Below are 18412 nucleotides of genomic sequence, written 5' to 3'. Positions count from 1 at the left end.
AAGCTTCCTTTGCGCGGCGTAAGGACTGGAGCTTTTCGACTGAGATAAAGGTAAATCGAAAAGTGCAAGCGATCCGATGTTGACTTATCGTAGGGAGCAGAGTGAAGTACACTAACCGCTTGGCACTGGATCTAGACAGTTATCTATTTTACGAGGGAAAGGTTGGAAATGATATGGCCCAGCATTGGCAGGAAATTCTTCCTATCGACCGGTATATTGTAGCGGCTAATGGGCTTCTTAATGAGTATGACCGTAAAGTGCTGACGTTTTTATATCAGCCTTTGATTGGGTCAACTTGTTTTAGTTTGTATATGACCCTCTGGGCGGAGGTTGAGGAAAACCGGCTCTGGTCTGAATCCTCCACACATCATTTATTAATGAACTTAATGGGAATGAATTTAAATGATATATACGAAGCACGATTAAAACTTGAAGGCATTGGTTTATTAAAAACATTTGTCAAAACGGTTGACGGAGAACGCTCCTTTATTTACGAGCTGCATCCTCCATTAAATCCCGAGCAATTCTTTTTAGATGGGATGTTAAATATTTATCTATACCGAAAAATTGGCAAGAACCATTTTGCGCGTCTGAGACGTTTTTTTACTGACCACCGAAAACCGACTGAAAAAGAATACCAGAATGTGACAAGAGCTTTTCAAGATGTATTTGCTTCAGCCACTCCAGGGAGTCTCCAATATCTGCAAGATGTTTCCGAAGATATTGAAGAAGCTGGGGAAAATAAACAATTTATAGGTCGAAACGAAACCGATCCTATTCAAATTGGTGGCAGCACGTTCGATTTTAATTTGTTAGAAGCCGGTCTAAATGAATCGCTTGTCCCTAAAAAAGCACTGACACAAAAGGTTAAGAGTGTAATTAGCAATCTTGCATTTCTATATAATATCGATCCCATTGAAATGAAAAATTTCATATTAGGTGCCATAAATCCGAATGATGAAATTGATATTGAAGACTTAAGAAAAGGTGCTCGTGATTGGTATCAATTTGAGAATTATGACCAGCTTCCAAGTCTAATTAATCGAACACAGCCTATAGCTCATCAAGTTCAATTAACGGAGCCAAAAACACAGGAAGAAAAATTAATTCGGTCTTTTGAAACGACCTCACCTTTAACTGTTTTTAAAGAAATTTCGGGTGGAGTTGAACCATCAGATGCCAATTTAAAGCTTTTGGAAGAAGTAATGATTAAATATAAGCTACTTCCTGGTGTTGTAAATGTTTTAATTGATTTTGTCATGAGAGAAACGAATATGCAATTTTCAAAGAACTATGTTGATTCCATTGCCAGCCATTGGGCGCGGCTGCAAGTAAAAACGGTGAAGGAAGCGATGGAACTCGCGAAAAGTAAAAAAAATGCTCAAAATGAAAGCAAAAATACAGGAAAGAGAGCGAACAAAAAGCCGATTCGGACGGAGTTAATTCCTGATTGGTTTGATGAAAGTCCTAAAGCATCTGTTAAAGGTAATGCACAAGAAAACGACTCCGAAGATGAAGCGAAAAAGCGGGCCATAGAAGAAAAATTAAAGGCTTTTAGGAAGTAGGATGTGAATCGTATGGAAAAAATAAATAAAACATTACAGCGGCTTGCCTCGAATCAAAATTTTCAAAAACGCTACCAAGAGCAAAGCAAGAAAGTCATGCAAAATCGGGGCATTCAAGTGTTTTTAGCAGAGCATCAAAATGGAATTACACAGGAAATAATCGATAAAAGCATGAGCAAACTATACGAATACACAAACCAAAGCAAGAATTGCGACCGCTGCGAAAGTCTTGAAAAATGTACAAACTTTATGATAGGGTACCATCCAGAATTGGTTTTATCGCGAAACTCCATTGATGTCATTTATAAGCGGTGCTCAAGAAAAATCATGGCTGATGAGAAGAAGAAAAATGAAAAGCTAATTAAAAGCCTATATGTACCAAGAGATATATTAGAAGCGACCTTTGAAGATTTTGAAGGGGACTCCGGTCGGCTTGATGCGGGCGATAAGGCGGCAACCTTCTTAATGAATTATGAAGCAGGAAAAAAAGTAAAAGGCCTTTATTTATATGGGAAATTCGGTGTTGGTAAATCATATTTATTAGGTGCAATTGCAAATGAACTGGCCAGAAAACAAATTTCATCAATGATTGTCTATGTTCCAGAATTACTTAGAGAAATGAAAAGCTCCATTGCCGACTCCACCTTAAATGAAAAAATTGAAGCCTTAAAAAAAGAGCCAATCTTAATGCTGGATGATATCGGTGCTGAAGCTATGTCAAGCTGGACGAGGGATGAGGTTTTAGGGCCAATCCTCCAGTTCCGTATGCTTGAAAGTCTTCCAACATTTTTTACCTCAAATTTTGATTTTAAAGGGCTCGAGCATCATTTAACATACAGCCAGCGGGGAGAGGAAGAGAAAATGAAGGCACTAAGAATCATGGAGAGGATTCGAACATTGAGTGAGCCGGTGCTGGTTGGTGGTCCAAATCGACGATAAAAAAGTGAATAAGTGTGTGATATTGAGGATTGCCGATAAAAGCCGGCAGTCTTTTTTTTATGCAAAAAGCCGTCGTCAGCTAACTTCTATTTTGACCAAGTCCCCCATATATATTAAAACAGAGATTTGTTAAGAAAACTCGTCGATTGGCGAGCTGTAAGGCGAAGTTGCACTTATGCCTGATAGGAATGTTACACTTTCCTATCGGACTAAAAAGGGGGGGTTTGGTTGGCGGAAATCATCTTCCAAAGCAAGCAGGATGCACAAAGTTTTTATAACCACTTGCTGAAGTACCTATCATATAATCATGAAAAAGAAACTATTCTTCTTTTAGAAGATCGACATATAGTGAAAGTTTTAGATGGCTTTACTTCCGTTGATATTTTTGAACTGCTAAAAACAGCATTTTATGATTTTATTATGAATACCAAAAGAAATGACTGGTTTAGAGAGATTTTAAAGAATAAATATTATTATGAGGATTTAGAAGAACAGGAGCAAATTTTGGAGATCCTTTATTCTGTGCTTGAAGGACAAAGAGAGGATCTTGCTGTTTTTTTAAAAGAAACAAACGGGGAGCTCAATATTATAAAGGCTGCAATTGATCATATTTTTCAGGATAATGTTTCTTTTTCGTTTGACTCTTTTATTAAATTTCGTTTACGTTCATACTTCCAAATGCTTGAACGTTATGTGGAACTTGCCATTGATGAGTATAAAATGGAGCAGGAATATCAAATGTTTGTGCAAATGCTTAGAGATTTTTTGATCAATCGAGAACCAAAAATGGAGGCTCTTCATTTATTGTTTAATGAAGAAATCACTTTTTATAATGAACAGTTTGTCGAATTAAAAAGAGGTGAATTAACGAAAATGATTGACCGTAAATTATTAGTTAATCATCCTGTTTATGTTGATTCTGCTTCGATTGCACCACTCTTATCGATTGCACCAACATCTATTTTTATTTATACAAAAGACCCTGAAGAACCGCTTGTAAGAACTATCAAAAATATCTTCGAAGAAAGAGTAACGATTAAGACGTTTGATGCTCTCCGTGAAATAAAAAAAGGAGCAGAAAAATACGATTCTGCTGAATATCATCCATGAAAACAAAAATAATGGCAATATTTAGTTTTGTGTACCTTGATTTTTTATTATGAACTCATTATAATAACGTACATAGTAATTTTTCATAATAGAGTAAAAGTAATGATAAGGACAATAGTATTTCTTTACGGTTTTTAGAGAGGGAGGCCGCCGGCTGAAAGTCTCCTAACACGGAAAAAATACTTACCACCTTTAAACTTCAGCAGTGAACACTTCTTGTTTGATGGAGTAAGTAATTGTTGACGGTCTACAGCCGTTACCTGACCAAAGTCATTATCAATGTGGGCATTGATAATGAAAAATTGGGTGGAACCACGTGTTAATTAAAACTCGTCCCTATTCCAGGGACGGGTTTTTTTATTTTTTACAAGCGTTGTTAAATAACGCTTCAATTAAAAGGAGGAATAGTTATGTCAGACGTTGTTAAGATTTCGTTTCCTGATGGGGCAGTAAAGGAGTTTCCTCGCGGGACAACAACGGAAGATATTGCCGCGTCTATTAGCCCGGGTCTAAAGAAAAAGGCAATTGCCGGCAAATGGAATGCTCAAATGTTTGATCTTCGCCGTCCGATTCTAGAAGACGGTTCCATAGAAATCGTTGTACCTGATTCCAGTGAAGCGTTAGAGGTATTACGCCACAGTACAGCACACTTGATGGCACAAGCTGTTAAAAGGCTATATCCAGGTGTAAATCTTGGTGTAGGCCCTGTCATCGAAGGTGGATTCTATTATGATATGGATCTTGAGGAGTCATTATCACCTGAAGACCTGCCAAAGATTGAAAAAGAAATGGCAAAAATCATGAATGAAAACCTTGAAATTATCCGTAAAGAAGTAAGCAGGAATGAGGCTGTGCAGCTTTTTAAAGAAATGGATGATCCATATAAGCTTGAACTAATAGAAGCGATTCCTGATGAGGAAACTGTAACACTCTATCAACAAGGTGAATTTATTGACCTTTGCCGTGGTGTCCATGTTCCTTCAACTGGAAAAATAAAAGAATTTAAATTATTGAGCATTGCTGGTGCTTATTGGCGGGGCAATAGTGACAATAAAATGCTCCAGCGTGTGTATGGAACAGCTTTTTTCAAAAAAGAGGACTTGGCTGAACATCTTCGTTTGCTAGAAGAGGCGAAAGAGCGTGATCACCGTAAAATTGGTAAAGAATTGAGCCTTTTCACTAGTTCCCAATTAGTTGGACAGGGATTACCATTATGGCTCCCTAAAGGCGCTACAATCCGCCGTGTCATTGAACGATACATTGTGGATAAAGAAATTCGCCTTGGTTATGATCATGTGTATACACCGGTCATGGGAAGTGTTGATTTATACAAGACTTCCGGACATTGGGGGCATTATCAAGAAGACATGTTCCCAGTTATGGATATGGACAATGAACAACTAGTGCTTCGTCCAATGAACTGTCCGCATCATATGATGATTTATAAAAATAGTATCCATAGCTATCGTGAGCTTCCAATTCGGATTGCTGAACTTGGTTTAATGCACCGTTATGAAATGTCAGGTGCGTTAGCAGGATTGCAGCGTGTCCGTGGAATGACATTAAATGATGCGCATATTTTCGTTCGTCCGGATCAAATTAAAGATGAATTTAAACGTGTCGTTAACTTGGTTCTTGATGTATACAAAGATTTTAATATTAATGATTATTCTTTCCGTTTGTCTTACCGTGACCCACAGGATAAAGAGAAATACTTTGATGATGATGTGATGTGGGAAAAGGCACAAAGCATGCTGAAGGAAGCAATGGATGATTTGGCTCTTGATTATTTTGAAGCTGAAGGCGAGGCAGCTTTCTACGGTCCTAAGCTCGATGTTCAAGTTAGAACTGCGCTAGGTAAGGACGAAACATTATCAACTGTTCAATTAGACTTCTTACTGCCAGAGCGCTTTGATTTGAATTTTGTTGGAGAGGATGGCAAGCAGCATCGTCCAGTTGTTATACACCGTGGTGTCGTGTCAACAATGGAACGCTTTGTTGCATTCTTAATTGAAGAATACAAAGGGGCTTTCCCTACTTGGCTCGCTCCAGTTCAAGTTCAAGTCATCCCTGTATCGCCGGGCGCTCATTACGATTATGCGAAACAAGTTCAGGAACAGCTTCAAAATGAAGGGTTCCGCGTTGAATTGGATGGCCGCGATGAAAAAATTGGCTATAAAATCCGTGAAGCACAAATGCAAAAGATACCGTATATGCTCGTAGTTGGTGACAAAGAGGTTGAAGATCAAGCCGTTAATGTCCGCAAATACGGCGAACAAAGCTCAGAAACAAAACCATTTGCCGAGTTTCTTGCAGCACTTAATACAGAAGTAAAAAGAGGATAAGGTAACGAAAGAGAGGTTCGCCTCTCTTTCGTTTTGAAAAAAACTATTGAATAATTCTTTATTTCTTGCTACAATATATTTCGTTGTCAAAGGAAATAGTCGTTTGACATTGCGTCTTTGTTTATGGTATAGTTACTAAAGTGAAAATTGAATACAAGTTTTTGGGAAAAGAAGAAGCACCCGCTTCTCACCTGATTTGACGCTAATTAGCAGTTGGCAGGTTTTACGTGAACTTTTTGTTTATTACTTATGTTTCGTAAAGTGTGGGTGTATTCATCCGCACTTTTTTATTTGCATACTTAAGAAATGCACTAATAAAAGTTTTTTAATACCTGTCGATTCAACATGGTGTCATATCAGATGTTTCTTGACCCTGAAGTTGTATTCTTGATAAAACCTTGGAGGTGGCTAACTATTAGCAAAGACATGTTGTTAAATGAGGGCATTCGCGCTCGCGAAGTTCGCTTAATTGATCAAAATGGCGAGCAATTAGGAATTAAAACTAAATTCGAAGCGTTGGAAATTGCCGGACGAGTAAATCTTGATTTGGTACTTGTTGCACCAAATGCAAAGCCTCCGGTAGCCCGGATTATGGACTATGGCAAATTTAAATTCGAGCAGCAAAAGAAAGAAAAAGAAGCTCGTAAAAATCAAAAGATCATTACGACGAAAGAAGTTCGTCTCAGCCCAACGATTGATGAGCATGACTTTAATACAAAGCTTCGCAATGCCATTAAGTTTTTGGAAAAAGGCGACAAGGTAAAAGCTTCAATCCGTTTCAAGGGCCGGGCGATTACCCATAAAGAAATTGGTCAACGTGTGTTAGACCGTTTTTCCGAAGCGTGCAAGGAAGTTGCTACTATCGAGTCACATCCTAAAATGGATGGACGGAGCATGTTCCTAGTTTTAGCACCTAAAATCGACAAGTAATTAAGGAGGACAATCACAATGCCAAAAATGAAAACTCACCGCGGCGCTGCAAAGCGTTTTAAGAAAACTGGTTCTGGTCAACTAAAGCGTGACCACGCTTATACAAGCCACTTATTTGCGAACAAATCTACAAAAGCTAAGCGTAAACTTCGCAAAGGAACTCTTGTTTCTAAAGGCGATTTCAAACGCATTCGTCAACTATTAACTTACGTAAAATAATCTCGGATAGATCGATTTATATAGGAGGGAAATTACATGCCACGTGTAAAAGGCGGTACAGTTACGCGCAAGCGTCGTAAAAAAGTTTTAAAATTAGCAAAAGGTTATTACGGTTCAAAACATACATTATATAAAGTTGCTAACCAACAGGTTATGAAATCTTTAATGTATGCATTCCGCGACCGTCGCCAGAAGAAGCGCGACTTCCGCAAACTTTGGATTACTCGTATCAATGCAGCAGCACGTATGAACGGCCTTTCTTACAGCCGTTTAATGCACGGCTTAAAGCTTGCTGGTATCGAAGTAAACCGCAAAATGCTTGCTGAATTAGCAGTTAGCGATGCTAACGCATTTGCTGAATTAGCAAACGTTGCTAAGCAACAAATGAGTAAATAATTGATCAAATGCCATTCTCCTTCGTGAGGATGGCTTTTTCCATAAAGGGGATATTTAGGTATGACGATTTTATTGGTCGCTTTTTTGGTCATGAATGTAGTGGGGCTCTTGATTATGGGAGAGGATAAAAAGCGGGCGAGAAAGCATCAATACAGGATTAGGGAGCGGACTTTGTGGCTTGTGGCACTATTTGGCGGTGCTGTTGGGACAACGGCTGGCATGCAGCTTTTTCGCCACAAAACGAAGCATGTTTCTTTTAAGATTGGCTTTCCGGTCATTGCGATTGTAGAATTGTATTTACTCATTAGGTTTCTATTATAAAAAGCCGCTTTAATGGGGGCTATTTTTGGCTATTAGGAAAGTATAAATTTTTCAAATTTATACTTTCCTAACGCATAAGTGCAACTACGCCTCTGTCTTCGCATTTACGGGCTCGCCAATCGGCGAGTTTTCTAATAAAAATTCTTTTACAGGACTTTTCCAATTAATTTCGGCGTTCGGATAATGTTCAAGTATTTTTTGATCCAAATAAAAAAAATCATCTTTTACCATCCCTTTAAGTGAGGCCGTGTTTTCTGGCCAAATAGAGATGGAGACGACATCAAAGGTATTATTGACAGTTCCCATGTATTTTTCACCGGAAAATACTGCACCTTTGTAGGTAAGCTGGAAATTCCTTCTTACATCATTGTGATCAATAAACAAAAATCGTTTATGTTTACGTGCAGATTCAAGCTTTCGGGACGATTGAAAAAGTAATTTTACCCCCAAGTAAAATAAAAAAATGATGAAAAATAACAATACGAAGCGCAGCAACCAAATCATGGCTAAGCCTCCTACACCTATTTTTCTTCTAATACGAACCAATAGCAAAAAAGTTTCAATCATTTCACATTTTGCTATAATTTTTCCGTAAGGAGCGAATACTATGCAACTTGAAAAACTGTTTCAAATGCAAAAAGCATTGGATACCCATATTGAAGAAAAGCACGAGCTGCTAGATGAGGAATTATTTGAGAGAAAAGTTCTTGCGTTGCTTGTTGAAATTGGAGAATTGGCGAATGAAACCCGCTGTTTTAAGTTTTGGAGCGTGAAACCATCTTCCGCCAAAAACGTAATTTTAGAAGAGTTTGTCGACGGGGTTCATTTTATTTTGTCACTTGGGATTGAATGTGGTTTTGATCCGCAGCAGATAGAATTAAATGTACATGAGTCGACTTTGAATGAAACTGACCAGTTCCTCCGTATTTATGAACTAACTAGTAGTTTTCAGAAGTCAAAAAATTTATTAAGTTATATTGAATTGTTTAAAGCATATCTCCAGTTAGCAGAACTGTTAGGATTTTCACAGTTGGAAATAGAACAGGCATATTTTCATAAAAACGAAGTAAATTATCAAAGACAACAGAATAACTATTAGCAGGAAATTTGTGAATTTGCAGACTTTTTCCTGTATAATAAACGTACATTCATAAAAGGGGGCTAATAAATGGCAAAACTTGATGAAACATTAACGATGTTAAAGGATTTAACTGATGCCAAAGGGATTCCTGGCAATGAGCGTGAAGTGCGCGAAGTGATGAAGAAATACATAGAACCATTTGCTGATGAATTGACAACCGATGGACTTGGCAGTTTAATTGCTAAAAAGGTCGGGAAATCCGGAGGTCCGAAAATTATGGTTGCCGGCCACTTAGATGAAGTTGGCTTCATGGTTACCCAAATCGACGACAAAGGATTTCTCCGTTTCCAAACAGTCGGCGGCTGGTGGGGCCAGGTTATGCTCGCACAACGCGTAACAGTTGTTACGAGAAAGGGCGATGTAACAGGGATTATTGGTTCAAAGCCTCCGCATGTTCTTTCGGTAGAAGCTCGTAAAAAGCCGGTGGAAATTAAAGATATGTTTATTGACATCGGTGCTTCAAGCCGAGAGGAAGCTGGGGAGTGGGGCGTCCGTCCAGGTGATATGGTTGTGCCATATTTCGAATTTACCGTCATGAACAATGAGAAAATGTTGTTGGCGAAAGCATGGGATAATCGCATTGGCTGTGCGATTGCGATTGATGTATTGAAGCAATTAAAAGATGTGGATCACCCAAATGAGGTTTATGCTGTAGGAAATGTTCAGGAAGAGGTTGGTTTGCGCGGGGCAAAGACAGCTTCAGCAAAAATTCAACCAGATATCGGCTTTGCGGTTGATGTGGGTATTGCAGGCGACACACCTGGAATTACGGAAAAAGAATCGATTAGTAAAATGGGTAAAGGACCACAGGTAGTAATCTATGATGCATCGCTTGTAGCCCATAAAGGCTTGCGTGATTTTGTCACGGATACAGCGGATGAACTAAATATCCCATATCAATTCGAATCGATCCCTGGCGGTGGAACGGATGCAGGTTCGATCCATGTAACACATAATGGCGTCCCTGCACTGGCGATTACTATTGCTACACGTTATATCCATTCACATGCAGCGATGCTTCACCGTGATGATTACGAAAACGCAGTTAAATTGATTGTCGAAGTCATCAAACGCTTAGACCGTGAGACAGTTGATAAAATTACCTTTGAATAAAAACTTAAAATCCTCAGCCGTAGTTTCGGGCCGGGGATTTTTTCTGCTTTTTATGTGTGTTCATAGATTCGCCGTTAGACTGCCCGAATTCGCTGATAAGACTTGAAAATTCGCCGAAAAACTGCTCGATTTCGCTTATATAACTTGATAATTTGCTGATAGACAATATTTTTCTTCTGATACGTTGCACATTTTCATGGTCTTCCTGGTTTTTCAGTGGAAAATGCATCTGTTTTAGCTTGAAAACTCAATTTATACAGAAAAAAGCTGTCAATCTATCCGATTAACAGCTCCGGCCCGAAAGATAATTATTTTAGCCCGTTTTCAAGGACTGTAAGCATTTCTTTCTTCTCTTCCTCAGATGAATTTTTCCAAATGATTTCAAACAAAACTCCAAGTCCAGGTAGCATCTTTTCTTCCCCATTTTGAATCGCATCTACGATTGTATCTTCTAACTCTGCCTGCGTATTGCCAGAAACATTGTGAATAATGGCATTTCTTAGGTTTAAATTCATACCTGCACACTCCTTTTATTCTTGTATTTCTTTAATATGTTTTCTATTTTGGGCTTTATTATGTATTATTGTTATCATAAAGTGAAACTTCAATCAGTAGGAGTTTTTTCTTTCACTGTATTTCCCCAATCTAGATATTACGAGTAAGAGTCCCCCGCTTATACTATTAATCCTCAAGTCTTGAAGTGGGAGCTTACTGTTCATTAATACAGGATAAAATCACATGAGATTTCTAAAGGAGAACCAGTTTTGAAACATATTGAATCTGTAAATAATCCTAAGGTAAAACAATGGAAAAAACTTTTAACCAAAAAAGAGCGGGATAAGTCTGGCACATTTTTAATAGAAGGCTTTCATTTAGTGGAAGAGGCGTTAATACAAGGTGAGCAAATTTTAGAAGTAATTGTTTCGGAAAAAGTAGGCTTGCCGCCGCGCTGGGATTTCGGTGGAACACCGGTCATCCTTGTTACGGAGGAGATTTCGAATTCTTTATCCGAGACAGAGGCGCCACAAGGAATTTATGCGATCTGCCACCAAGCAAACCCGGAAGTTCGAGATGCAAAAACCTTCCTACTTATCGATGCGGTTCAGGATCCCGGTAATCTTGGTACGATGATCCGTACAGCTGATGCAGCTGGGATTGATGCCGTCGTCGTTGGCCGCGGCAGTGTGGATCTTTTTAACTCAAAGGTGTTAAGATCGGCGCAGGGAAGTCATTTTCACCTTCCAATCATCAGAGGTGACCTGCACGAATGGATAAACAAACTTTTAGAAAAAAATATTCCTGTATACGGAACAGCACTAGAAGGGGCATCTGCATACACTGATATTTCAAGTGGAGATTCTTTTGCATTGATTGTTGGGAATGAGGGAAACGGTGTCGGTAAAGATATTCTTTCAAGCACGACTGCTAACCTTTATATTCCGATTTACGGCAAAAGTGAGTCGCTAAATGTAGCAGTTGCGACCGGGATTCTGCTCTATTATTTAAAAAAATAGATGCAAACAAGTTTGACCTTTTAAGGAAAATTATTATATAATAATGAACAATATTGATAATAATAAAAACGATGATGGAGAAAAGTACCTTGTCTAATGACCATATAGGGAGAAAGTGCCGCGACTGAAAGCACTTTTATGGTTTGGGACTTGAGAAGTTCACCTCCTGAGTTGGCATCGGGACCATTTTTTGAAAAAGAAATGTAAAGATGCACCGGCAGATGCCGTTATCCGAATGAAGCGAACACAATATTTCTAACATATCGTGTTTACAAGGGTGGTACCGCGAATGACAAACCTCGTCCCTTTCCAGGGATGGGGTTTTTTTGTTTTTTCGGTTCATTACACCTGGTGCCTGACACCCTTTCTACTATCAGTGTATTACTAATGGTGCTGTCATCACGGATTGGCGGGATTATCTCTGAACTTGGCGGTATAATCCCCAAGTTTGGCGGAATTATCTTCAGACTTGGCGGAATTAATCCCAAGTTTGGCGGAATTAATTATAAAATTCGCGGAATCATATGATTTTCCACTGTCCGGCCCAATACCGATCAAAAATAAGGAGGAATAGACGTGCAAGAACGATTAAAGGAATTGCAGGAAGAGGCTATTCAAAAAATTGAACAATCTGCAAGCTTAAAAGAATTGAATGACATCCGAGTTGCGTATTTAGGTAAAAAAGGTCCAATAACTGAGGTACTGCGCGGGATGGGTAAGCTTTCTGCTGAGGAACGCCCAGTAATGGGGGCACTCGCAAATGAAGTTCGTGAAGCGATTGCGGTAAAAATCGAAGCAAAACAAAAGGGGTTAGAAGAGGCGGCTGTCCTTGAAAAGTTAGCTTCGGAAAGCATTGATGTTACTCTCCCTGGACGACCAGTTAAGGTAGGAAACCATCATCCGCTGACAAGAATCATTGAAGAAATAGAAGATTTATTTATTGGTATGGGCTATCAGGTCGCTGAAGGTCCTGAGGTTGAACAAGATTATTATAACTTCGAAGCTCTTAATTTACCGAAGGGACATCCTGCCCGTGATATGCAGGACTCGTTCTATATCACCGAAGAAATTTTAATGAGAACTCATACATCTCCTGTCCAAGCGAGAACAATGGAAAAACATCAAGGTAAGGGTCCAATTAAAATTATTTGCCCAGGTAAAGTGTACCGTCGCGATAATGATGACGCGACTCATTCTCATCAATTCATGCAAATCGAGGGACTTGTGGTCGGCGAGAATATCCGTATGAGTGACCTCAAAGGAACATTAGAGGTTTTTGCGAAAAAAATGTTTGGCGAAGACCGCGAAATCCGCTTAAGACCAAGTTTCTTCCCATTCACAGAACCGTCTGTTGAAATGGATATTTCTTGTAAAATTTGTGGCGGCCATGGCTGCAGCGTTTGTAAGCAAACAGGCTGGATTGAAATTCTTGGCGCAGGCATGGTTCATCCAAACGTCCTTGAAATGGCTGGATATGACTCTAAAAAATACACTGGATTCGCCTTCGGTATGGGACCAGAGCGTATCGCGATGTTAAAATACGGTGTCGATGACATTAGACATTTTTATACAAATGATGTTCGTTTCTTAAAGCAATTTTCAAAACATGAATAGGACTTTAAGCAGAAGCGCGTAAAACAAAGGAGTTATAGGGAGATTACCGACTGGCAAGCAAGAAAGAAGCCAAGAGTCTTCCCTAATACGTACAGAATGCGTTAGTTATTTTATAGCCAGTGATAAGACGTGCCAGCGTGAAGGTTACTCTTTAATCTTCTTGCCGGAATGGCTTAGACTAGAGAGCTCCTAGACGCTGAAGATAGATAATAAGGAGGATGACGAGATGTTCGTTTCATATAAATGGCTCCAAGATTATATCGATTTATCTGGAGTAACAGCAGCAGAATTAGCTGAAAAAATCACTAAAAGCGGGATCGAAGTTGAAGGAGTAGAAGTATTAAACGAAGGCATTAAAGGTGTTGTTGTTGGTCATGTGCTAGAACGTGAGCAGCATCCAAATGCCGATAAATTAAGCAAATGTCTTGTTGATGTTGGCGAAGAGCAGCCAGTGCAAATTATTTGTGGTGCGCCAAATGTGGCACAAGGACAAAAGGTTGCTGTAGCAAAGGTTGGTGCCGTTTTACCTGGCAATTTTAAAATTAAACGGGCAAAGCTTCGCGGGGAAGAATCGAACGGAATGATTTGCTCCCTTACTGAGCTTGGAATGGAAGGAAAGGTTGTTCCAAAAGAATATTCCGAGGGTATCTTTGTTTTTCCAGCAGATGCTGAGGTTGGCGTCGATGCACTTGCCTTGTTAAATCGAGACGATGAGGTTCTGGAGCTTAGTTTAACACCAAACCGGGCTGATTGCTTAAGTATGCTGGGGGTAGCTTATGAGGTGGCAGCGATTCTTGGAAGAGAGGTAAAGCTTCCTGAAACAAGCTTGGATCCTGTTACTGAAAAAGCTTCTGATTATATAAAGATTGTCGTAGACGCGAAAGAGGATAACCCATTATATGTGGCAAAAATGATCAAAAATGTAAAAATTGGTCCGTCACCTCTTTGGATGCAGACACGATTAATGTCCGCTGGAATCCGTCCTCATAATAATGTTGTCGATATTACTAACTATATTTTATTAGAATACGGTCAGCCGCTTCATGCGTTTGATTATGACCGTTTGGGATCAAAAGAAATTCTTGTCCGCCGTGCAAACGATGGCGAGAAATTTGTAACGCTTGATGATGTTGAACGGACACTTTCATCTGATCATCTTGTCATTACTAATGGTACAGAGCCAGTTGCACTTGCTGGTGTTATGGGAGGAGCCAATTCTGAAGTTACTTCAGATACAACGACCGTTCTATTGGAATCCGCATATTTTAATGGTGGTACTGTCAGAAAAGCTTCAAAAGATCACGGCTTAAGAAGTGAGGCAAGTGCGCGGTTTGAAAAAGGGGTTGACCCTAATCGTGTTCGTGTTGCAGGTGAACGTGCTGCTTACTTGATGGAAAAGTTTGCTGGTGGTGAAGTTTTAGATGGAGCTGCCGAAATTGATACATTAACCATTGAACCGGCCGTTGTTTCGATTACTCTTGAAAAAATCAATCGGGTCCTTGGAACAGATTTAGTAATGCAGGATGTAAAAGAGATCTTCGAGCGCTTACAATTTGCTGTAAGTATCGAGGAAGATTTGATTACAGTAACGGCTCCAACTCGCCGCGGTGATATCAGAATCGAAGAAGATTTAGTGGAAGAAGTTGCCCGCCTTTATGGTTATGACAACATTCCTAAAACATTACCAATTGGGTCAACTACACCGGGGAAATTGTCAGACTATCAAAAGAAACGCCGTGTAGTCCGGCAGTACCTCGAGGGTGCAGGATTATATCAAGCTGTAACTTACTCTTTAACAAGTGAGGAAAAGGCTTCACAATTTGCCTTAGAAAAACGTGACACTATTCGTCTTGCAATGCCAATGAGTGAAGAGCGCAGCATCCTCCGTTTAAGCATTTTGCCACAACTATTGGAGGTTATAAAATACAATAGTGCTCGTCAAAATGATAGCTTAGCTGTGTATGAAACTGGTGCCGTATTCTTAGCGAATGGAGTGGACACTCTTCCGGAGGAAATAGAGCATTTAGCTGGAGCGGTAACCGGCTTGTGGCACAGCCATCCATGGCAGGGAGAAAAGAAACCAGTAGACTTCTTCGTAGTTAAAGGGATTTTAGAAGGTATGTTTGCCAAGCTCGGTCTGGCGGAACAGGTAAAATATGTTCAGGCACAAGTAAACGGCATGCATCCTGGTCGTACAGCAGAAATTAGCTTGAATGGTGAAATAATCGGCTTCGTCGGTCAAGTACACCCAAGCGTCCAAAAAGAACTTGATTTAAAAGATACCTATGTATTTGAACTATCATTAAAAGCAGTACTAGAAGCAGACATACCTGTATTACAATACGAAGCAATCCCACGCTTCCCATCTATCACAAGAGACATTGCCCTAGTGGTAAACAGAGAAACGGTGTCAGGTACCCTAAAGGAAATAATTTTAACGGCGGGTGCTCCGCTTCTGAAGGAAGCTTTAGAGTTTGATTTATATGAGGGAGACAAGATGGAGGCAGGTAAGAAATCGATTGCTTTCTCACTTAAATATGTTGATCCTGAACGCACATTGACTGATGAAGAGGTTACAAAGGTTCATGAGCGCGTGCTTGAAGCCTTGAAAGATAAGGCTAACGCGGTATTAAGAGGTTAATCAATAGAGGCTGGCTCGAAAGGTCGTTTTCGGGCTAGCTTTTTTTTTGCTAAAAATTAGGTGAAATTTCTGATTCGCTGATAAAAGTGCAGATTCGCTGATAAATCGCTAAAAAAAGCTGATAAAACTAGATAATGACATTTTGGCAAACAACGAATCCCCATTTTTGTGTAAATATTGCCTATATTAAGTACAAATAAATATTTTAAAAGATTTTCGCGAAATATTCTCTTAAAGCACAACATAAAAGGTTGCCCCCACTTAAAATACAGGGCAACCTCTTTCAATTCCATCTTCAATTACATTTTTCATAAATAGCATCATAGTTTTTCGCCAAAGCGACATCTAGGTCGGTTAAGCCTCCAGCATTCCAAGAGGTAAGCCTAAGTGTCACTAATTTGTAGTCAATTGCTATAAATGGATGATGATTTTTTTCCTCAGAGAGCTGGGCGATTTCATTTACAAACTGCACCCCTTTTAAAAACTCTTGAAAGCGATACTTTTTCACAATAAATTTACCGTCTAGTTTCCAGCCGGATAAATCAGCAAGAGATTGATGAATCTCTGTTAAACTAAGTCTATTCGTCACTAAAATCCCTCCAATCACTATTTATTTATATATTTATTCTTCAGCGCTGTTTTTTATTTACAAGTGTTATCGCTTTATCGGTATTTGCAAAGTGAAGCTTAACAAAGGATGGCAAAATGTCGCGGCCTTTGTTTAAAATCAACTTGGCTGCAGCAACATCAACTTGAGCCCCAGCCCCTTTCGGAATCTTAAATCCTGCCGCCTCGCTAAGCTTATCCATATATTGAATAAAGGCATAGCGGGCGAGAATACTAGCAGCGGCTACCGCCAGATGTATGCCCTCTGCTTTAGTACTAAAATAAACGTCTTTATTTATAATAACTTTTTGTCCTTTTAAATGTTGAAAATAGGTGCTCGGCTGAACAAATTGGTCAATTAGGATGGCTTCTGGTTTTGCAGGTGCAATTTTATCTAGCACATTTAATATTGCTTGATTATGAAGGATGGCCTTCATCTTCCCTTGCGACATCCCTGACCGCTGTACCTGATTATATTTTTCATTTTTTAGTGTCATCAGGCTAAACGGAACGACATCTTTGATGATTTTAGCAATTGCCATGATTTTTTCATCGTTTAAGTCTTTTGAATCGCGCACGCCTAGTTCCTTTAATAACGGAATATCTTCTTTTTTTACATAGGCAGCAACGACGGTTATCGGCCCGAAAAAATCACCAGTGCCTACTTCATCTGATCCGATGGCGGACATCTCACCGATGCCAAAAGGAAGGTGGCCTTTAGGCGCTGATTTTACTTTGGCAACAGCCGGCTTTTTACCGGGAGTGCTGGTACTTTCACTCCACTTATCGGCCTCTTTTTCACAATCATTCCCCTGAAATAAGACTTTTCCTGATTTGTAAGCTGTGATCATACAGGCTGGAGTTTTCGCAGCAAATACACTTCCAGGTATGTTTTTATCTAAAAGCTGTCTTCCGTAATAGTTTTTCATTTCGTTAATCTTAGACATTTCCAAATTTAGTACTACATTTCCCACTGTAAAAACACCACATTTCTTTAAATAATATCACTCAATCTTTGATGCTGCCTGTCACCCCTAGTCAAGGCGCTTCAGCTTTTTTAATTTGTTTGACTTTTCGACTTCTATAAGTTCGTGTTATGATATAGAATAGGATTCTTGAATGGAGGATTTAACGTTGTCAAATAAACAAAAAAACCGAACAACCGTTGATATATACGGGCAGCAATACGTCATAATGGGTACTGAAAGCCCAAGTCATATTCGGCTTGTGGCATCGTTGGTTGACGACAAAATGTGTGAAATACATTCTAAGAATCCAAATCTAGACGTGAGTAAACTTGCTGTATTAACAGCGGTAAATGCAGTCAATGATTATATTAAAATAAAAGATCAATTAGAACGGCTGCAAACTGAACTAGAAAAAGAAAAGGACTAAAAAATCATGTTAGATCTTGCAATTATCATTTTTTTAATTATAGGATTTTTTGTCGGCCTTAGAAGGGGCTTTATCCTGCAGCTTGTTCATTTAACAGGTTTTATTATTGCATATGTTGTTGCCACTTTATACTACGAAGAACTGGCACCAAAGCTGACACTATGGGTTCCCTATCCAAACTTAGGAGAAGGCACTACCTTAAAGATTTTAACGGATTCTAGTAATATGGAAACGGCTTTCTACCGTGCCATATCCTTTGTCATAATCTTTTTTGCTGTAAAAGTGTTATTGCAAATCATTGGATCCATGCTTGACTTTGTCGCCCATTTGCCGGTCTTAAAGCAGATCAATGTATTTGCTGGCGGCATTCTTGGTTTTTGTGAAGTCTATTTAATTATTTTTATTTTATTATACATTGGTGCCTTAATACCAATAGAACTTATTCAAAATCCATTAGATCACTCAATTTTAGCAAAAGCAATAGTGAATCACACCCCTATCCTTTCACAGCAAATCAAAGACCTGTGGATTGAATATTCAGCTGCTTAAACTTCTCTGTAGCA

At 39.2% G+C, this 18412-nt stretch carries 20 protein-coding genes and 3 other annotated features; of the genes, 16 read left to right on the top strand and 4 right to left on the bottom strand.

The window, feature by feature from the left end:
• Positions 1-173 precede the first annotated feature (173 nt).
• From QNH20_RS20190 to QNH20_RS20155, 8 genes are all read left to right on the top strand, one after another.
• Positions 174-1565, top strand: a complete 1392-nt coding sequence (locus QNH20_RS20190; protein WP_283923458.1) for a replication initiation and membrane attachment family protein — start codon at positions 174-176, stop codon at positions 1563-1565.
• 12 nt (positions 1566-1577) lie between these two features.
• The gene (dnaI, locus tag QNH20_RS20185; protein ID WP_283919756.1) at positions 1578-2504 is read left to right on the top strand and encodes a primosomal protein DnaI; all 927 of its coding nucleotides are present in this window, start codon (positions 1578-1580) and stop codon (positions 2502-2504) included.
• Positions 2505-2732: 228 nt separating this feature from the next.
• A complete protein-coding gene (gene ytxC / locus QNH20_RS20180; RefSeq protein ID WP_283919755.1) occupies positions 2733-3614 on the top strand; it encodes a putative sporulation protein YtxC in 882 nt (293 codons plus the stop codon).
• A 93-nt stretch (positions 3615-3707) separates the two neighbouring features.
• Positions 3708-3955 (top strand) — a binding site (T-box leader).
• A gap of 69 nt (positions 3956-4024) precedes the next feature.
• Positions 4025-5959 carry a threonine--tRNA ligase gene (gene thrS, locus QNH20_RS20175; RefSeq protein WP_283919754.1) on the top strand — a complete coding sequence of 645 codons (1935 nt, stop codon included), beginning with the start codon at positions 4025-4027 and terminating at the stop codon, positions 5957-5959.
• Between the two features lie 162 nt (positions 5960-6121).
• Positions 6122-6254 (top strand) — a sequence feature (ribosomal protein L20 leader region).
• Between the two features lie 131 nt (positions 6255-6385).
• Complete coding sequence (gene infC, locus QNH20_RS20170) at positions 6386-6889, top strand: translation initiation factor IF-3 (RefSeq protein ID WP_283923457.1); 504 nt, start codon at positions 6386-6388, stop codon at positions 6887-6889.
• Between the two features lie 18 nt (positions 6890-6907).
• Complete coding sequence (gene rpmI / locus QNH20_RS20165) at positions 6908-7108, top strand: 50S ribosomal protein L35 (protein WP_101649425.1); 201 nt, start codon at positions 6908-6910, stop codon at positions 7106-7108.
• Positions 7109-7144: 36 nt separating this feature from the next.
• Complete coding sequence (gene rplT / locus QNH20_RS20160; RefSeq protein WP_283919753.1) at positions 7145-7504, top strand: 50S ribosomal protein L20; 360 nt, start codon at positions 7145-7147, stop codon at positions 7502-7504.
• A gap of 60 nt (positions 7505-7564) precedes the next feature.
• Entirely contained in the window at positions 7565-7825 is a 261-nt protein-coding gene (locus tag QNH20_RS20155) for a DUF1294 domain-containing protein (RefSeq protein WP_283919752.1), read from the top strand.
• Positions 7826-7909: 84 nt separating this feature from the next.
• Here QNH20_RS20155 and QNH20_RS20150 read toward each other — a convergent pair whose 3' ends face one another.
• Positions 7910-8329 carry a sigma-w pathway protein ysdB gene (locus QNH20_RS20150; RefSeq protein WP_283919751.1) on the bottom strand — a complete coding sequence of 140 codons (420 nt, stop codon included), beginning with the start codon at positions 8327-8329 and terminating at the stop codon, positions 7910-7912.
• Positions 8330-8432: 103 nt separating this feature from the next.
• Between QNH20_RS20150 and QNH20_RS20145 the strand changes: the two genes are divergently transcribed.
• Positions 8433-8924 (top strand): dUTP diphosphatase, encoded by a 492-nt coding sequence (locus tag QNH20_RS20145; RefSeq protein WP_283919750.1) that lies wholly within the window; start codon positions 8433-8435, stop codon positions 8922-8924.
• Between the two features lie 69 nt (positions 8925-8993).
• Positions 8994-10079, top strand: a complete 1086-nt coding sequence (locus tag QNH20_RS20140) for a M42 family metallopeptidase (protein WP_283919749.1) — start codon at positions 8994-8996, stop codon at positions 10077-10079.
• A gap of 308 nt (positions 10080-10387) precedes the next feature.
• Here QNH20_RS20140 and sspI read toward each other — a convergent pair whose 3' ends face one another.
• A complete protein-coding gene (gene sspI, locus QNH20_RS20135) occupies positions 10388-10594 on the bottom strand; it encodes a small acid-soluble spore protein SspI (RefSeq protein ID WP_283919748.1) in 207 nt (68 codons plus the stop codon).
• Between the two features lie 249 nt (positions 10595-10843).
• Between sspI and QNH20_RS20130 the strand changes: the two genes are divergently transcribed.
• The 4 genes from QNH20_RS20130 (at position 10844) to pheT (ending at position 15848) form a co-directional block, all read left to right on the top strand.
• The gene (locus tag QNH20_RS20130; RefSeq protein ID WP_283919747.1) at positions 10844-11593 is read left to right on the top strand and encodes a TrmH family RNA methyltransferase; all 750 of its coding nucleotides are present in this window, start codon (positions 10844-10846) and stop codon (positions 11591-11593) included.
• A gap of 62 nt (positions 11594-11655) precedes the next feature.
• Positions 11656-11903: a binding site (T-box leader), on the top strand.
• A gap of 77 nt (positions 11904-11980) precedes the next feature.
• A complete protein-coding gene (locus QNH20_RS20125) occupies positions 11981-12121 on the top strand; it encodes a hypothetical protein (protein ID WP_283919746.1) in 141 nt (46 codons plus the stop codon).
• Positions 12122-12169: 48 nt separating this feature from the next.
• A complete protein-coding gene (pheS, locus tag QNH20_RS20120) occupies positions 12170-13207 on the top strand; it encodes a phenylalanine--tRNA ligase subunit alpha (protein ID WP_283919745.1) in 1038 nt (345 codons plus the stop codon).
• Between the two features lie 226 nt (positions 13208-13433).
• On the top strand, positions 13434-15848 hold the full coding sequence (gene pheT, locus QNH20_RS20115) for a phenylalanine--tRNA ligase subunit beta (protein WP_283919744.1): 2415 nt from the start codon (positions 13434-13436) through the stop codon (positions 15846-15848).
• 295 nt (positions 15849-16143) lie between these two features.
• Here pheT and QNH20_RS20110 read toward each other — a convergent pair whose 3' ends face one another.
• Together QNH20_RS20110 and rnhC are read right to left on the bottom strand one after the other, a co-directional pair.
• On the bottom strand, positions 16144-16437 hold the full coding sequence (locus tag QNH20_RS20110; protein WP_283919743.1) for a 4a-hydroxytetrahydrobiopterin dehydratase: 294 nt from the start codon (positions 16435-16437) through the stop codon (positions 16144-16146).
• Between the two features lie 40 nt (positions 16438-16477).
• Complete coding sequence (gene rnhC, locus QNH20_RS20105; protein WP_283919742.1) at positions 16478-17428, bottom strand: ribonuclease HIII; 951 nt, start codon at positions 17426-17428, stop codon at positions 16478-16480.
• A 160-nt stretch (positions 17429-17588) separates the two neighbouring features.
• Between rnhC and zapA the strand changes: the two genes are divergently transcribed.
• Together zapA and QNH20_RS20095 are read left to right on the top strand one after the other, a co-directional pair.
• Positions 17589-17849 (top strand): cell division protein ZapA, encoded by a 261-nt coding sequence (zapA, locus tag QNH20_RS20100; RefSeq protein ID WP_283919741.1) that lies wholly within the window; start codon positions 17589-17591, stop codon positions 17847-17849.
• A 6-nt stretch (positions 17850-17855) separates the two neighbouring features.
• Positions 17856-18398 (top strand): CvpA family protein, encoded by a 543-nt coding sequence (locus QNH20_RS20095; protein ID WP_283919740.1) that lies wholly within the window; start codon positions 17856-17858, stop codon positions 18396-18398.
• Positions 18399-18412 lie beyond the last annotated feature (14 nt).

It is taken from the genome of Neobacillus sp. WH10 (assembly GCF_030123405.1).
GTDB lineage: Bacteria > Bacillota > Bacilli > Bacillales > Cytobacillaceae > Neobacillus.
This window is presented reverse-complemented; position numbering and strand designations above follow the sequence as displayed.

Bases quoted from the DNA above. Each gene is read 5' to 3' on its own strand.
- QNH20_RS20190 (WP_283923458.1), top strand. From the start codon at position 174: ATGGCCCAGCATTGGCAGGAAATTCTTCCTATCGACCGGTATATTGTA.
- dnaI (WP_283919756.1), top strand. From the start codon at position 1,578: ATGGAAAAAATAAATAAAACATTACAGCGGCTTGCCTCGAATCAAAAT.
- thrS (WP_283919754.1), top strand. From the start codon at position 4,025: ATGTCAGACGTTGTTAAGATTTCGTTTCCTGATGGGGCAGTAAAGGAG.
- infC (WP_283923457.1), top strand. From the start codon at position 6,386: ATGTTGTTAAATGAGGGCATTCGCGCTCGCGAAGTTCGCTTAATTGAT.
- rpmI (WP_101649425.1), top strand. From the start codon at position 6,908: ATGCCAAAAATGAAAACTCACCGCGGCGCTGCAAAGCGTTTTAAGAAA.
- rplT (WP_283919753.1), top strand. From the start codon at position 7,145: ATGCCACGTGTAAAAGGCGGTACAGTTACGCGCAAGCGTCGTAAAAAA.
- QNH20_RS20155 (WP_283919752.1), top strand. From the start codon at position 7,565: ATGACGATTTTATTGGTCGCTTTTTTGGTCATGAATGTAGTGGGGCTC.
- QNH20_RS20150 (WP_283919751.1), bottom strand. From the start codon at position 8,329: ATGATTTGGTTGCTGCGCTTCGTATTGTTATTTTTCATCATTTTTTTA.
- QNH20_RS20145 (WP_283919750.1), top strand. From the start codon at position 8,433: ATGCAACTTGAAAAACTGTTTCAAATGCAAAAAGCATTGGATACCCAT.
- QNH20_RS20140 (WP_283919749.1), top strand. From the start codon at position 8,994: ATGGCAAAACTTGATGAAACATTAACGATGTTAAAGGATTTAACTGAT.
- sspI (WP_283919748.1), bottom strand. From the start codon at position 10,594: ATGAATTTAAACCTAAGAAATGCCATTATTCACAATGTTTCTGGCAAT.
- QNH20_RS20125 (WP_283919746.1), top strand. From the start codon at position 11,981: ATGGTGCTGTCATCACGGATTGGCGGGATTATCTCTGAACTTGGCGGT.
- pheT (WP_283919744.1), top strand. From the start codon at position 13,434: ATGTTCGTTTCATATAAATGGCTCCAAGATTATATCGATTTATCTGGA.
- QNH20_RS20095 (WP_283919740.1), top strand. From the start codon at position 17,856: ATGTTAGATCTTGCAATTATCATTTTTTTAATTATAGGATTTTTTGTC.